Raw genomic sequence first — 13,493 nt, 5'->3', positions numbered from 1 at the left:
TGGCATCCCGAAAGGGTACGGAACGCCACTTGATGCGATGTTGCTGTGTTACTGCGAGCGAGCGGGGCGCCTTTGTCCAGCGAGGCCGCCGCCGCTCACGTTTGAACCGATCGCGCTATTAGCCGCGCTTGCCCAGCTTCAGTTGCGACAGATCGCGCACTGCGCCACGGTCGGCGGAGGTAGCGAGTGCTGCATAGGCTTGCAGGGCTTGCGAGACGACACGCTCGCGGCCGACCGGCTGCCACGCGTCGTCGCCACGCGCTTCCATCGCGGCGCGACGGCGGGCCAGTTCTTCGTCCGACACGGCCAGATGCATCTTGCGCTGGGTGATGTCGATCTCGATCACGTCGCCGTCTTCCACCAGACCGATGGTGCCGCCTTCGGCCGCTTCCGGCGAGGCGTGGCCGATCACGAGACCCGACGAACCGCCCGAGAAACGACCGTCCGTGAACAGGGCGCAAGTCTTGCCCAGGCCCTTGGACTTCAGGTACGACGTCGGGTACAGCATTTCTTGCATGCCGGGGCCGCCCTTCGGACCTTCGTAGCGAATCACGACCACGTCGCCCGCCTGCACCTTGTCGCCGAGAATCGCATCCACGGCGTCGTCCTGGCTTTCGAACACGCGTGCGCGGCCGGTGAAGACCCATTGCGATTCGTCGACGCCAGCCGTCTTCACGATGCAGCCCTTGTCGGCGAGGTTGCCGTACAGCACGGCCAGACCGCCGTCCTTCGTGTAAGCGTGTTCCTTGTCGCGGATGCAGCCCACTTCGCGGTTCAGGTCGAGCGACGGGTACGTCGACGACTGGCTGAAGGCGATGGTCGTGGGCACGCCACCCGGGGCGGCGCTGTAGAACGTTTGCGCTTTGTCGTTGGCGCTGTTCGTCACGTCCCACTGTGCAATGGCATTGCCGAGCGTGCCGCTGTGGACGTTGCCGCACGACGTGTCGAGCAGGCCGCCACGGGCGAGTTCGCCCAGAATGCCGATGATGCCGCCAGCACGGTGCACGTCTTCGATGTGGTACTTGTCGGTCGCCGGGGCGGCCTTGCACAGGCACGGCACGTTGCGCGAGATACGGTCGATGTCGGCCATCTTGAAATCGACGCCCGCTTCTTGTGCTGCGGCGAGCAAGTGCAGCACGGTGTTGGTCGAGCCGCCCATGGCGACGTCGAGCGTCATGGCGTTTTCGAACGCGGCCTTGGTGGCAATGTTGCGCGGCAGGACCGAGGCGTCTTCTTCCTGATAGTAGCGGCGGCACAGATCGACCACGAGACGGCCAGCCTGCTCGAACAGCCCGCGACGCCAGGCGTGCGTGGCCACGATGGTGCCGTTACCCGGCAGGGCGAGGCCGATGGCTTCCGTCAGGCAGTTCATCGAGTTCGCGGTGAACATGCCCGAGCACGAGCCGCACGTCGGGCAGGCGCTGCGCTCGACTTCGGCGACTTCCGCGTCGCTGATCTTCGGGTCGGCTGCCTTGATCATGGCGTCGATCAGGTCGATCTTGGCGATGACCTGGCCATCGCCCGACTTGACCTTGCCCGCTTCCATCGGGCCGCCCGAGACGAACACGACCGGAATGTTCAGGCGCATGGCGGCCATGAGCATGCCCGGGGTGATCTTGTCGCAGTTGGAGATGCAGACCATGGCGTCGGCGCAGTGCGCATTGACCATGTATTCCACGGAGTCGGCGATCAGTTCGCGCGACGGCAGCGAGTACAGCATGCCGCCGTGACCCATGGCGATGCCGTCGTCCACGGCGATGGTGTTGAATTCCTTGGCCACACCGCCCGCTGCCTCGATTTCCTTGGCGACGACGGCGCCCAGATCGCGCAGGTGCACGTGACCCGGCACGAACTGCGTGAAGGAGTTCACCACGGCGATGATCGGCTTGCCGAAGTCGCTGTCGGTCATGCCTGTGGCGCGCCACAGGGCGCGGGCGCCGGCCATGTTGCGGCCGTGCGTGGAGGTGCGGGAACGGTAATGAGGCATGGTCGTCTTCCGTGAAACTACAGCTTGTCTTATGGGGAGGACGTCAAGATTCGTCTTTCCTTGAATGCTTGTCAAATATATTATTTGACTCGGATTGAGTCGAAAAACATATCATGGACCTGCGTCAGTTTCGATACTTCGTCGCCGTGGCCGAAGAACGGCATTTCGGCCGCGCCGCACAGCGGCTCTCGATGACCCAGCCGCCGCTCTCGCAGCAGATCCGGGCGCTGGAGGCGTCGCTGGGCGCACCCTTGTTCGTGCGCACCAACCGCTCAGTCGAACTGACGGCGGTGGGGCGGCAGTTGCTGCCGGAAGTGCGCCGCATTCTGGCCGATGCCGACGCGCTGCCCGCCCTCGCGCAAGGGTTGGCACACGGCGAGGTCGGCACGCTCTCGCTGGGCTTCGTCTCGACGGCGGACTACGGCATCCTGCCCCCGCTGTTGCGCGAGTTCGGCGAGCGCTATCCGCGCGTGCGGCTGCAACTGCTCGAAGCGACCAGCGACGTGCAGGTCGAGGCGCTGATGGACGGGCGTATCGACGCCGGTCTGTTCATTCCGCCGGTACCTGCGCGCTATGCCAACGAACTGTCCTATCTGCCCATCGTGCGCGAACCGCTGATGCTGGCGCTGCCTGCGGGGCGCCACGGCGGCGCAGACGATGCGGACGATGCGTTAGCGTCGAACGGCGACGGCCAGCCCGGCGCGCCGGTGAGCCTGGCGGATTTCGCCGACGAGCCGCTCGTCATCTTCCCCCGCCGCGTGGCCCCGGCGTTCTACGACATCATCATGGGATGCTACGCCGCGCTCGGCCTCACGCCCCGCGTGGGACAGGAGGCGATTCAGATGCAGACGATTGTCAGTCTGGTGTCGGCGGGCATGGGTGTGGCGCTGGTGCCGCAATCGCTTTGTCACTTGCGACGCACGGGGGTGACCTACCGGGCGCTGCGCGAGACGAGCACGCTGATCGAGACCGGACTGCTATGGCGCACGGCCGAAGTCACGCCGGTGCTCGAAGGGTTTCTCGAGACGGCGCGCGGCGTGGCGCATACCCCGCCGGGTGCGACGCTCTCGACCTGAGGCGTCTTGCGGAGTGTCCGGACCGTGGAAGTGGCACTTGCGGGCGCGTGCACATGTCGCGCTGCCGTGTGCTCGTGGTATCGTGCAGCCCATCCCATAGCGTGCCGGTGGGCCGTTTCATCGACCGGCACAGCGCATGGCGCAAACTAGGTGACGGAGGCGACGGCAGCCGCGTTGCGAAGGCAGTCCCTACGCCCCCTGGCGGAACTTTTGTTCACGAATCGATTCTTCTGATCCATGCTGATTCATCCTCAATTCGACCCGGTCGCGATTCATCTCGGCCCGCTCGCTATCCGCTGGTACGGCCTGATGTATCTGGTCGGCTTCATTCTCTTCCTGCTGGTAGGACGCTTGCGCGTGCGCCAGCCATCCATCGCGGCGCAAGGCTGGAAGGCGCAGGATCTCGACGACATGCTGTTTTATGGCGTGCTCGGCGTGATTTTCGGCGGACGTCTGGGCTACGTGATCTTCTACAAACTGTCGTTCTATCTGGCGAATCCGCTCGACATCTTCAAGGTGTGGGAAGGCGGTATGTCGTTTCACGGCGGCTTCCTCGGGGTGCTGGTGGCGATGTGGCTGTTCACGCGCCGTCGCGGACACTCGTTGCTCGAAGGCACCGATCTCATCGCACCGATGATTCCGTTGGGGCTGGCTGCCGGGCGTCTGGGCAACTTCATCAACGGTGAGTTGTGGGGCCGTGTGACGTCGCCCGATTCGCGCTTCGCGATGTTGTTCCCGCAAGCGGCTGCGGAAGACGCGCAGTGGATGTTCGCGCATCCGCAAGCGATGGCCGATCATGCGCTGGCAATGGTGTTCGCACAGTTCCACGGGCTGCCGCGTTACCCGTCGCAGTTGTTCGAATTTGCGCTCGAAGGCGTGGCGCTGTTCCTGCTGCTGTGGTTCTTCGCGCGTCGTGCACGTCCGGTGGGCGCGGTGTCGGGCATGTTCCTCGTGGGCTATGGCCTGTTCCGCTTCCTCGCCGAATTCACGCGCGAACCGGACGCCTTCCTCGGCTTGCTGTCGTTTGGTCTGTCGATGGGCCAGTGGCTGTCGCTGCCGATGATCGTCGCCGGTGTGATCATGCTGGTGTGGTCGTATCGTCGCGCGCAGGTGACGTCGGCGGCGTGAAGGCGTAGTGACTCACGGCGCGCTCGCGCCCATCCGTTCTTCGATTCAAAACGGGCCACCGGACATTGCGCCGGTGGCCCGTTTTTTTTGTCTGACGATGCCGCGAAGGCCCGACGTAACGTCGGTCGATTTTTACAATCTCCGCGTAGGCAGCCCTCAGCCCGCCTTGCGCGATAGCGCATGCAGTGACGCCATCAGGTCCGCAAAGCGCTCGCCCTGCACGGTGACGTGGCCGCGCAGGTGCTCCGACGCGGCGTCCGCGTCGCCTGCCTCGATGGCACGAAAAACGGCGTCGTGTTCCGAGAACGACTGATGCGGCCGGTCGCGCACGCGCAGTTGCAAACGGCGGTACACACGCAACCGCCGGTGTAGTTGCAGCGCCGTCTCCTGAAGATAGGCGTTGTGACTCGCCTGATAGATGAGCGCGTGGAAGTGCGCGTTGACTTCGTAATACGTGTCGATGTCGCGCGCCTCGGCCGCCGCCCGGCTGGCTTCGTGCGTCTGCCGTAGTTCGGCCAGTTCATCCTCGGTAATGCGACGCGCCGCCAGCCGTCCGCACATCGACTCCAGTTCCGCCATCACCTCGAACATCTCGCACAGCCGCTGCGGGTCGATTTGCGCGACGACCGCGCCCCGGCGCGGCCGGATCTCGATCACACCCGACGATGCCAACTGAATCAGCGCCTCACGCAACGGTGTGCGCGACACACCGAACGCAGTGGCCAGTTCGACCTCGTCGAGTCGCATGCCGGGCGGGTACTCCCCCACAGCAATCTTTTCCTCGATGGCCTGTCGCAGCGCTTCCGATCGCTTCGGTTTTACGGTCATGGCGCTCTCGCTCGGTCGGGTTTCGATCCTGTGATCGGGGGGCGTATGGGGTTCATGGTTACCAAAGTAGCGCGCGAATTCCCCATTGAAGATCGGGGTAAACGCCAAAAGTGTATTTTTTAACGGGTCAATTTGTATACACCGCGATGGTTTAACTATACGATTTCATTCCGAGAGCGGCAACTCGCGCACTCGAAACTTCAAAAACAAAGCAGTCATCCGTACATGCAGTGCCGGCGTTTCCGGTGGTGCACCCGGCGTCCGTCTTCGGCGGTTAGTGAAGCGGGCTTCGGGCGATGTCACGCACCGGACTTCGCAGGTTCATCGCTGACAAAAGTGACAGGAGACGCCATGGAGACAACACCTTCCCCGCTGCGGCGGCAACTCATGCTCGGTGCCGCATCGGCGCTGGTCACCGGTGGTCTGGCCAGCCCTTGGGGCGGCGCATTCGCGCAAACCGGCCCACTCAAGATTTCTCATCAATTCCCCGGCGGCACGCTGACCGAAGGCGATTTTCGCGACCGTTTGTGTCGCAAGTTCGCTCAGGAAGTCGAAAAGCGGACCAACGGCGCACTGAAGTTCCAGATCTATCCGGGCAGCTCGCTCATGAAGACCAACGCGCAGTTCTCGGCGTTGCGTCGCGGGGCGCTCGACCTCTCGCTGTATCCGTTGCCGTACGCGGGCGGCGAGGTCCGGGAGCTGAACATCGGATTGATGCCGGGACTCGTGACCTCGTATGCGCAGGGCAATGCCTGGCGTAACGGCGAGATCGGCAAGGTGCTGACCGACGTGCTCGCCGCGAAGGACATCGTGATCGTGAGCTGGGTCTGGCAGGCCGGGGGTGTGGCCAGCCGGTCCAAGCCGCTTGTCGCGCCTGAGGACGCCAAGGGCCTGAAGGTGCGCGGCGGCAGCCGCGAGATGGACATGATGCTCAAGGAAGCGGGGGCGGCGGTCATCTCGCTGCCGTCGAACGAGCTATACGCGGCCATGCAGACCGGCGCCATGGATGCCGCGATGACGTCCTCCACCAGCCTGATGTCGTTCCGTCTCGAAGAAGTCTCGAAGCATCTGACCACCGGCCGTAACAAGTCGTACTGGTTCATGCTGGAGCCGCTGCTCATGTCGAAGCAGGTCTTCGACAAGCTGCCGAAGGATCAGCAGCAGATCATTCTGCAAGTCGGGGCCGATCTGGAAGCGTTCGGCACGGAAGCGGCGAAGGCGGACGATGCGCAGATCGCGAGTGTCTACACGAAGGCCGGTGCGAAGGTCTATGACCTCGACGAAGCAACCGTGATGAAGTGGCGCGACATTGCCCGGCGCACCGCGTGGAAGGATTACGCGAGTAAGTCGGATACGTGCGCGAAGCTGCTCGCGCTGGCCGAGAAGGTGCCTGCATGAGCGGGGCCGTCGCGAGCGCGGAGCCGGCAGTCGCCCGTTCGCGCGCGTTGCGACGGCTCGACGCCCTCTTGCAGGGCGTGAGCCGCCTGCTCATGGTCGTGTGCATGCTCGCGCTCGTGGGGGCCGCGCTGGTGCTCAGCTACAGCGTGTTCGCGCGGCACGTGCTCAAGCTCGCGACCGACTGGCAGGACGAGGCCGCCGTGTTCCTGCTGGTTGGCGCGACCTTCGTGTCGGCCGCACACGTGCAGCATCTGCGCGGGCACATCGGCATCGAAGCGATCACGACACTGCTCTCCCCGCGCGTGAATCGCGTGCGACGCTGGTTCGTCGACATCCTGACATTCCTGTTCTGCTCGTTCTTCGCATGGAAGTCGTGGACGCTCTTCTGGGAAGCCTACGTCGACGGCCAGACCAGCAGCTCGACATGGGGGCCGCCGCTGGCGATCCCCTACGGCCTGATGGCGTTCGGCATGACGTTGCTCACCGTCCAGTTGCTGCTGCAAGTGGCCATCGGGGCGTGTGAGATGAGAGGCACCACGCAGCACGGCACGGGAGGGCACGCATGAGCGAGCTCACGATCGGATTGCTCTATGGCGGCGCAACGCTCGTCGTCATGTTTTCGGGGATGCCCATCGCGTTCGCGCTGGGGGCTGTCGCGGTGGCGTTCATGTTCGGCTTCATGCCTGCATCGTCGCTCGATACGGTGACGCAGAACGTCTACGAGGAGATGGCGAGCATCACGCTGCTGTCGATCCCGTTGTTCATTCTGAAGGGCGCGGCCATCGGCAAGTCGCGCGCGGGGCAGGACCTCTACCTTGCGCTGCACGCATGGATGCGACGCATTCCAGGCGGGCTCGGCATCGCCAACGTCTTCGCCTGCGGATTGTTTGCCGCCATGGCAGGGTCGAGTCCGGCGACGTGTTCGGCCATCGGCAGCGCCGGGATTCCGGAGATGCGTCAGCGCGGTTACTCGCCGGGGTTCGCGGCGGGCATTATCGCGGCGGGCGGTACGCTGGGTATTCTGCTGCCGCCGTCGATCACGATGATTCTCTATGCGGTAGCGGCCGAACAGTCGCTGGGACGTCTGTTCCTCGCGGGCATCGTGCCTGCGCTGCTGCTCGTGGGGCTGTTCTCGTGCTACGCGGCATGGCGCTATCGCAAGGAATACGCCAACGCGCAACTGGCACTGGCGCGCGACGGTACGCCATCGCCGTTCCCGAGCGAGCCGCCCGCCACGATGCGCGAGAAGCTGGCGCTGCTGCCGCGCGTGCTGCCGTTCGTCACGCTGCTCATCGGCGTGATGGCGGCGCTCTACGGCGGGTACGCAACGCCGTCGGAGACGGCTGGGCTGGGTGGGTTGCTGGCGCTCGCGCTCATCGCCGTGATTTACCGGATGTGGAAGCCGCGTCAGCTTGCACCGATTCTCACGGGGACGTTGCGCGAGTCGACCATGCTCATGTTCATCATCGGCATGTCGCTGCTCTACTCGTACGTGATGAGCTATCTGCACATCAGCCAGTCGGCCGCGCAATGGATCGTGGGGCTGCAACTGTCGCGCTGGGTGCTGCTCGCCGCCATTCTGGTGATGGTGGTCGTGCTGGGGTTCTTTTTGCCGCCGGTAAGCATCATCCTGATGACCGCGCCGATCATTCTGCCGCCGCTGCGCGCGGCCGGGTTCGATCTGGTGTGGTTCGGGGTGGTGATGACGATTGTCATGGAACTGGGGTTGATTCACCCGCCGGTCGGACTCAACATCTTTGTGATCAAGAACACCGCGCCCGATATCGCGCTGCGCGACATCGTCTGGGGCGTGATGCCTTTCGTCGTGTTGATGGTGGTGGCTGTCGTGCTCATTTGTCTGATGCCCGGTCTGTCGTTGTGGCTGCCGGACAGGCTGATGGGATGACGTGATCTCACGTGATATCGCGTGAGATGGCGGCAGCCGAACCGAGCCCTGTGCCTTGAGAGGAAACCATGAAGGATGAGCCGATCATGTCCGCAATGTCTGTGCCTGTAGCGCTGAATTCGTCGATGGCGGCTTCGTCTTCGTCGCCCTCTTCATCCTCGCCCGGTCGCGGTGCGTCGGAGAGCGTGCCGGACGTGAGCGCACCGGTGCCGTCGCCCAAGCCGACGCTCGGGGAGCGGCTCGGGCAGTGGTTCGGGCGCGGCAAATCGGGCGGGCAGGGCGGTGCGCCGAAAGACGGCAAGGACGGCAAGGTCGTCGCCGCACCGCTATCGGCGCGGGCGGAGAACGCGTTGCGCCGACAGTTGGCGCAGTGCTTTTCGGCGCGTCTGACGGATTCCTCAGCCAACGAGGCCGCGCGCGAGTTCATGGCGCGCTACGGTGCCGCGTCTGCCGAAGAACAACTGGCGTTGCTCACCGTCGTGGCCGACATCTGCGCGAGCGATGGCGAGGTTGGCGGCGATGGCAAGGGCGCGATCAAGGACAGTGCCAAGGATGCGGGCAAGGACGCAAGTAAAGATGCGACGAAGGACGCCCGTCGTGCCGCCAGCGCGGCGACCGGTCTCGCCGGGGCGTTGGGGAGCGCGCGCGTTCGGTTCCTCAAGCGCTTCAACGCGCTGCCGGACGGTCTTCCGTTCCTCGTAAGTTGGCGAGCCGACATGCTGCGTCATCGCGCGGCGTTGCCGGGGTTGGCGGCGCTCGAAGAAGATCTGGGCAGCCTGTTCTCGACCTGGTTCGATGTCGGTCTGTTGGAGCTGCATCCGATCACTTGGGATTCGCCTGCGTCGCTGCTCGAAAAGCTCATGCGCTACGAGGCCGTGCACGAGATTTCGTCGTGGGCCGATTTGCGCAACCGGCTCGATTCCGACCGCCGCTGCTACGCGTTCTTCCATCCTCGTATGTCGCGCGAACCGTTGATCTTCGTCGAAGTAGCATTCGTTCCGGAGATGGCGGCGGACGTCCATTCGCTGCTGGACGAAAAGGCGCCGCTCGAAGACCTGCGGCGCGTGCGGTGGGCCATCTTCTACTCGATCTCGAACACACAGCCGGGTCTGCGCGGGGTGAGCTTCGGTAACTTCCTGCTTAAGCGCGTGATAGACGAGTTGCACGTCGACTTCCCGAAGCTGCGCAACTTCGCAACGCTCTCACCGATTCCGGGCTTCAACGACTGGTTGCGGCAACTGTCGGCGCAAGCGCTTGCCGAGGCCCTCGGGCCGAAGCGTGTGAAGTTGCTTGCGCAGGAGCCGTCGCTGGCGACGGAAGCGTCGGGGGCGCAGATGATGGCGTGGTTGCAGGCGACCCCCGATCGCAAGAGCGGGCAGGCATTGCAGCGCGCGCTGGGCGAAGCGCTGGCAGCGCACTACCTCGCTCGCGAGACCGTGCGTGGGCAGCCGCGAGACCCCGTGGCGCGCTTCCACCTCGGTAATGGCGCGCGCGTGGAGCGTATCAACTGGCATGCCGATCTCTCGAAGAAAGGCGCGAAGCAGTCGTGCGGGATGATGGTGAATTATCTTTACGAGCCCGATGAACTCGACGCGAACCTGCAACGGCTCATCGATGGCGAGCCTGCGCTGGGGCGCGCGGTGTCGCGTCTTCTTTAACGTTTGCGTAATGACGGATAACCTCATGGAGACACGCGTGAACGAAGTAGTGGGCGAAGTGCTGCGCGACGACAGTCTGCTTGACGAAGGATTGGTGACGCTCACGCTTTCCAATCCCACCAAACTCAACGCTATCTCGGTGGCGATGTGGCGCTCGCTGCGCACGCATGTGCAGGCGCTCGACGACGACTCGCGCGTGCGCGCCATCGTGGTTCGCGGTGCGCAGGGCAACTTTGCCGCCGGGGCGGATATCGAGGAGTTTCCGCTCGAGCGCGGCAGCTATGACACGTTGCGTCGCTATCACGGCGAGATCATCGGGCAGACGCTCGATGCGCTGGCGCGTTGCCGACATCCGAGCGTCGCGTTGATCGAGGGCGTTTGTGTGGGCGGAGGGATGGAGATCGCCACGCACTGCGACTTGCGCATTGCGGGGGAGGGGGCGCGCTTCGGCGTGCCCATCAACAAACTCGGGTTTCCGATGGCGCCGGGCGAGTTGCGTGGCGTGCTGGCGCTGGCCGGTCGCGCTGCGACGCTCGAAATCCTGCTCGAAGGGCGGGTGTTCGGCGCGAGTGAGGCGCGCGAGAAAGGCCTGCTGACCCGCGTGGTCGACGACGAAGCGCTCGAGGAGGCAGGCTACACTTGCGCACGGCGCATCGCGGCCGGGGCGCCGCTCGCCGCGCAGTTGAACAAGTGGCTGATTGCCCGGCTCGCGCCGCCCGTGCCGCCGCTGTCCGAGGCGGAGTGGCAGCGAGCCTTCTCCTACTGGGACTCCCACGATCACCGCGAAGGCGTGGCCGCGTTTATCGAGAAGCGGCCGCCCGATTTCAGGGGGCGTTGAGCGTCTTGTGTGCCTTGTGCGCTTCGCCCTCTCTATGCAATGTTTATCGACGCATTTCCCGTTCTGATTGATTTCCGGTTCTGTTTATGACGCAAGACGCCAACCTCTATCGACTCTTTGCCGAACGCTTCCCTGCGGACAAATCGGCGTGCGCCATCGAGACCCTCGAAGGGCTTTACTACAGTTGGGGTGACCTTGAGCACGCCAGTGCGCGCATCGCGAACCTGCTCGCGAGTCTGGATCTGACGCCGGGGGCGCGCGTTGCCGTGCAGGTCGAGAAGTCGCCCGAAGCACTGTTGCTGTATCTCGCCACGCTGCGTGCCGGGTACGTCTATCTACCGCTCAATACGGCGTATCGCGAGGGTGAGATCGCCTACTTCGTCGAGAATGCCGAGCCGGATGTGGTGGTGTGCAGCCCGTCGAACTTTGGCTGGGTCTCGAAGATTGCGTTCACTAACGGCGCGAAACACGTCTTCACGCTGGGCGACGACCGGACCGGCTCGCTACTTGAGCGCGCGGCCTGGTTCGACGACACGTTCGAGACGGTGCCGCGCGCACCCGACGATCTCGCGGCCATCCTCTATACGTCGGGGACCACGGGGCGCAGCAAGGGCGCGATGCTCTCGCATGGCAATCTCGCAAGCAACACGCGGGTGCTGCATGCGTTCTGGGGCTGGGGGGAGCGCGAAGGTGGAGACGTTCTGCTGCACGCACTGCCGATCTTCCACGTGCACGGGTTGTTCGTCGCCAGTCATGCGGCACTTTACTCGGGCAGCAAGATGATCTGGCTGTCGAAGTTCGATGCGCGCGAAGTGCTGCATCAACTGCCGAGGGCCACGGTGTTCATGGGCGTGCCGACGTACTACGTGCGTCTGCTTGCCGAGCCGGGACTGAATCGAGAAGTGTGTCGCCATATGCGCTTGTTCATCTCGGGCTCGGCACCGCTGCTGCGCGAGACCTTCGACGCGTTCAGCGAGCGCACGGGACATACGATTCTGGAGCGTTACGGCATGTCGGAGACGGTGATGCTCGTCTCGAATCCGTATCATGGCGACGCAGCGAAGGTGCGCCGTGCGGGCACCGTCGGCGTGCCGCTGCCAGACGTGACCGTGCGTGTGGTCGGCGACGACGGCCAGCCGAGTGCGCAAGGCGACATCGGGCATATTCAGGTGCAGGGGCCGAACGTCTTTGCGGGCTACTGGCGCATGCCGGAGAAGACGGCTGAGGAGTTTACCGATGACGGCTTCTTCAAGACAGGTGACGTGGGTAAGTTCGATGAGGATGGCTACGTGCACATCGTCGGCCGCTCGAAGGATCTCATCATCTCAGGCGGATACAACGTCTACCCGAAGGAAATCGAGGGTTTCATCGACGAGATGGACGGGGTGGCCGAGTCGGCCGTGATCGGCGTGCCGCACCCGGATTTCGGCGAAGCGGTGGTCGCGGTGATCGTGCCACGCGCCGGCGCGCAGGCACCCGACGAGCGCGCTGTGATCGATGCACTCAAGCAGCGCATTGCCAACTTCAAGGTGCCCAAGCGTGTGCACGTCGTCGCGGAGCTGCCGCGTAATACGATGGGCAAGGTGCAAAAGAACGTGCTGCGCGATCGCTTCAAGTAAGTCGCTTGCGACACGTTGTCGCATGAGGTTGGGCGGGGGACTTGCGACCTCCCGCGGGGCGTCTGGAGCATGCGGCGCCCCGCGGCAATGTGACACGCCACGACGTTTGCCACCGACGTAAAAAATGCCGCCCCGGAGTACCGGAGGCGGCATTGCTTTTTGGTGCTGTCCGCAGGTTAGCGGCGCACCGCTTACTTCATCTGCACCGTACCCGAAACCGTGACGGTCACTTGCGTCTTGCCGCCTTCGAGCTGCATCGGCGGCGCCGCGTCGGCGCTGGCGCTCATGGCCATCGCCTTCATCGCGTACGGGCGCGGCATCATCGGCGCGTTCGAGCCGACCTGCACCTGACGGATCGTGTAGCCGCTGTAACCGAACGCCTTCACGTTGTTCTGTGCCTGATTGCGGAACGCCTGAATTGCCTGATTGGTCAGCTCGGCCTGCGTCTTCTCCTGCGCTTCACGCGAGAGCGAGAACGACACGCCGTCCATCTGCATCTGGTCCGAGATCTGGCTCGCGAGACGCGACGCCGCACCGAAATCCTTCGACGTCATTTGCAGTTCGGTGCGACCGCGCCAGGCCGTAATCTTGCCGTCGCGGTTGGTCGTCGGATACAGCGAGACGTTGCCGGTGTGCACGTCGACAGCGCTCTGGCTCTTGGCGACGGACATCGCCTTGTTCGCCTTCTGCGTGAGGTTGCGCGACACGGTGGCCGCGTCGGGACCTTGCTCCTGCGCCGACATGGTGATGTGCACGGTGTCCTGTTCGACTTCCTTCGTGGCGTTCGCTTCGAGACCCAGCACGCCGGAAACCTGACGCGTCGATTCGTCGCCCGACTGGGCATACGCGGCGTTGGCGGCAGTCGCAATCAGAAGAGCAGCAGCGAGAGACTTGCGCATAGTTGTTGTCCTTTTTCGAGTGTGAGTTCGCATCTTGGCGGCGAACGTTTGACCGGTTGAAGCCACTATGCCAGCGAGTGGGTACACACTATGCACATGGCGGCAACGTTATACAGACGCTATCGCAACAATTTTGGTTCCGCTTTTTGGATACTT

11 protein-coding genes are annotated in these 13,493 nt (G+C 64.0%); 8 read left to right on the top strand and 3 right to left on the bottom strand.

Annotated features, from left to right (window positions below):
• Nucleotides 1-118: 118 nt before the first annotated feature.
• Nucleotides 119-1,987, bottom strand: a complete 1,869-nt coding sequence (gene ilvD / locus PCO31010_RS16125) for a dihydroxy-acid dehydratase (protein ID WP_150665140.1) — start codon at nt 1,985-1,987, stop codon at nt 119-121.
• Nucleotides 1,988-2,100: 113 nt separating this feature from the next.
• On the opposite strand from ilvD, the gene PCO31010_RS16120 reads away from it, so the two are divergent.
• Both PCO31010_RS16120 and lgt read left to right on the top strand, forming a co-directional pair.
• The gene (locus tag PCO31010_RS16120; protein ID WP_150665139.1) at nt 2,101-3,063 is read left to right on the top strand and encodes a LysR family transcriptional regulator; all 963 of its coding nucleotides are present in this window, start codon (nt 2,101-2,103) and stop codon (nt 3,061-3,063) included.
• Nucleotides 3,064-3,300: 237 nt separating this feature from the next.
• The gene (lgt, locus tag PCO31010_RS16115) at nt 3,301-4,191 is read left to right on the top strand and encodes a prolipoprotein diacylglyceryl transferase (protein WP_150665138.1); all 891 of its coding nucleotides are present in this window, start codon (nt 3,301-3,303) and stop codon (nt 4,189-4,191) included.
• A gap of 156 nt (nt 4,192-4,347) precedes the next feature.
• Here the strand turns inward: lgt and PCO31010_RS16110 are convergent, their stop codons facing one another.
• Complete coding sequence (locus PCO31010_RS16110) at nt 4,348-5,019, bottom strand: GntR family transcriptional regulator (RefSeq protein ID WP_039400112.1); 672 nt, start codon at nt 5,017-5,019, stop codon at nt 4,348-4,350.
• A 351-nt stretch (nt 5,020-5,370) separates the two neighbouring features.
• On the opposite strand from PCO31010_RS16110, the gene dctP reads away from it, so the two are divergent.
• The 6 genes from dctP to PCO31010_RS16080 all read left to right on the top strand — a co-directional run bounded on the left by dctP (nt 5,371) and on the right by PCO31010_RS16080 (nt 12,438).
• Nucleotides 5,371-6,417, top strand: coding sequence for a TRAP transporter substrate-binding protein DctP (dctP, locus tag PCO31010_RS16105; protein WP_150665137.1), 1,047 nt, complete (start codon nt 5,371-5,373; stop codon nt 6,415-6,417).
• Nucleotides 6,414-6,983 (top strand): TRAP transporter small permease, encoded by a 570-nt coding sequence (locus PCO31010_RS16100; RefSeq protein ID WP_150665136.1) that lies wholly within the window; start codon nt 6,414-6,416, stop codon nt 6,981-6,983. Before dctP ends, PCO31010_RS16100 begins: the two co-directional genes overlap by 4 nt.
• Nucleotides 6,980-8,323, top strand: coding sequence for a TRAP transporter large permease (locus PCO31010_RS16095; RefSeq protein WP_150577701.1), 1,344 nt, complete (start codon nt 6,980-6,982; stop codon nt 8,321-8,323). Before PCO31010_RS16100 ends, PCO31010_RS16095 begins: the two co-directional genes overlap by 4 nt.
• Before the next feature lie 86 nt (nt 8,324-8,409).
• Entirely contained in the window at nt 8,410-9,981 is a 1,572-nt protein-coding gene (locus PCO31010_RS16090; RefSeq protein WP_246184635.1) for a malonyl-CoA decarboxylase domain-containing protein, read from the top strand.
• Nucleotides 9,982-10,018: 37 nt separating this feature from the next.
• Complete coding sequence (locus PCO31010_RS16085) at nt 10,019-10,819, top strand: enoyl-CoA hydratase/isomerase family protein (RefSeq protein WP_246184634.1); 801 nt, start codon at nt 10,019-10,021, stop codon at nt 10,817-10,819.
• A gap of 86 nt (nt 10,820-10,905) precedes the next feature.
• On the top strand, nt 10,906-12,438 hold the full coding sequence (locus PCO31010_RS16080) for a malonate--CoA ligase (protein ID WP_150665134.1): 1,533 nt from the start codon (nt 10,906-10,908) through the stop codon (nt 12,436-12,438).
• Nucleotides 12,439-12,629: 191 nt separating this feature from the next.
• On the opposite strand, the gene PCO31010_RS16075 is transcribed toward PCO31010_RS16080, so the two are convergent.
• Nucleotides 12,630-13,337 (bottom strand): SIMPL domain-containing protein, encoded by a 708-nt coding sequence (locus PCO31010_RS16075; RefSeq protein WP_150665133.1) that lies wholly within the window; start codon nt 13,335-13,337, stop codon nt 12,630-12,632.
• Nucleotides 13,338-13,493 lie beyond the last annotated feature (156 nt).

This window comes from Pandoraea commovens, from assembly GCF_902459615.1.
GTDB lineage: Bacteria > Pseudomonadota > Gammaproteobacteria > Burkholderiales > Burkholderiaceae > Pandoraea > Pandoraea commovens.
This window is presented reverse-complemented; position numbering and strand designations above follow the sequence as displayed.

Coding starts and splice junctions, on each gene's coding strand:
- PCO31010_RS16120 (WP_150665139.1), top strand. CDS start 2,101: ATGGACCTGCGTCAGTTTCGATACTTCGTCGCCGTGGCCGAAGAACGG.
- PCO31010_RS16080 (WP_150665134.1), top strand. CDS start 10,906: ATGACGCAAGACGCCAACCTCTATCGACTCTTTGCCGAACGCTTCCCT.
- lgt (WP_150665138.1), top strand. CDS start 3,301: ATGCTGATTCATCCTCAATTCGACCCGGTCGCGATTCATCTCGGCCCG.
- PCO31010_RS16095 (WP_150577701.1), top strand. CDS start 6,980: ATGAGCGAGCTCACGATCGGATTGCTCTATGGCGGCGCAACGCTCGTC.
- PCO31010_RS16075 (WP_150665133.1), bottom strand. CDS start 13,337: ATGCGCAAGTCTCTCGCTGCTGCTCTTCTGATTGCGACTGCCGCCAAC.
- dctP (WP_150665137.1), top strand. CDS start 5,371: ATGGAGACAACACCTTCCCCGCTGCGGCGGCAACTCATGCTCGGTGCC.
- PCO31010_RS16100 (WP_150665136.1), top strand. CDS start 6,414: ATGAGCGGGGCCGTCGCGAGCGCGGAGCCGGCAGTCGCCCGTTCGCGC.
- PCO31010_RS16090 (WP_246184635.1), top strand. CDS start 8,410: ATGTCCGCAATGTCTGTGCCTGTAGCGCTGAATTCGTCGATGGCGGCT.
- PCO31010_RS16110 (WP_039400112.1), bottom strand. CDS start 5,019: ATGACCGTAAAACCGAAGCGATCGGAAGCGCTGCGACAGGCCATCGAG.
- ilvD (WP_150665140.1), bottom strand. CDS start 1,987: ATGCCTCATTACCGTTCCCGCACCTCCACGCACGGCCGCAACATGGCC.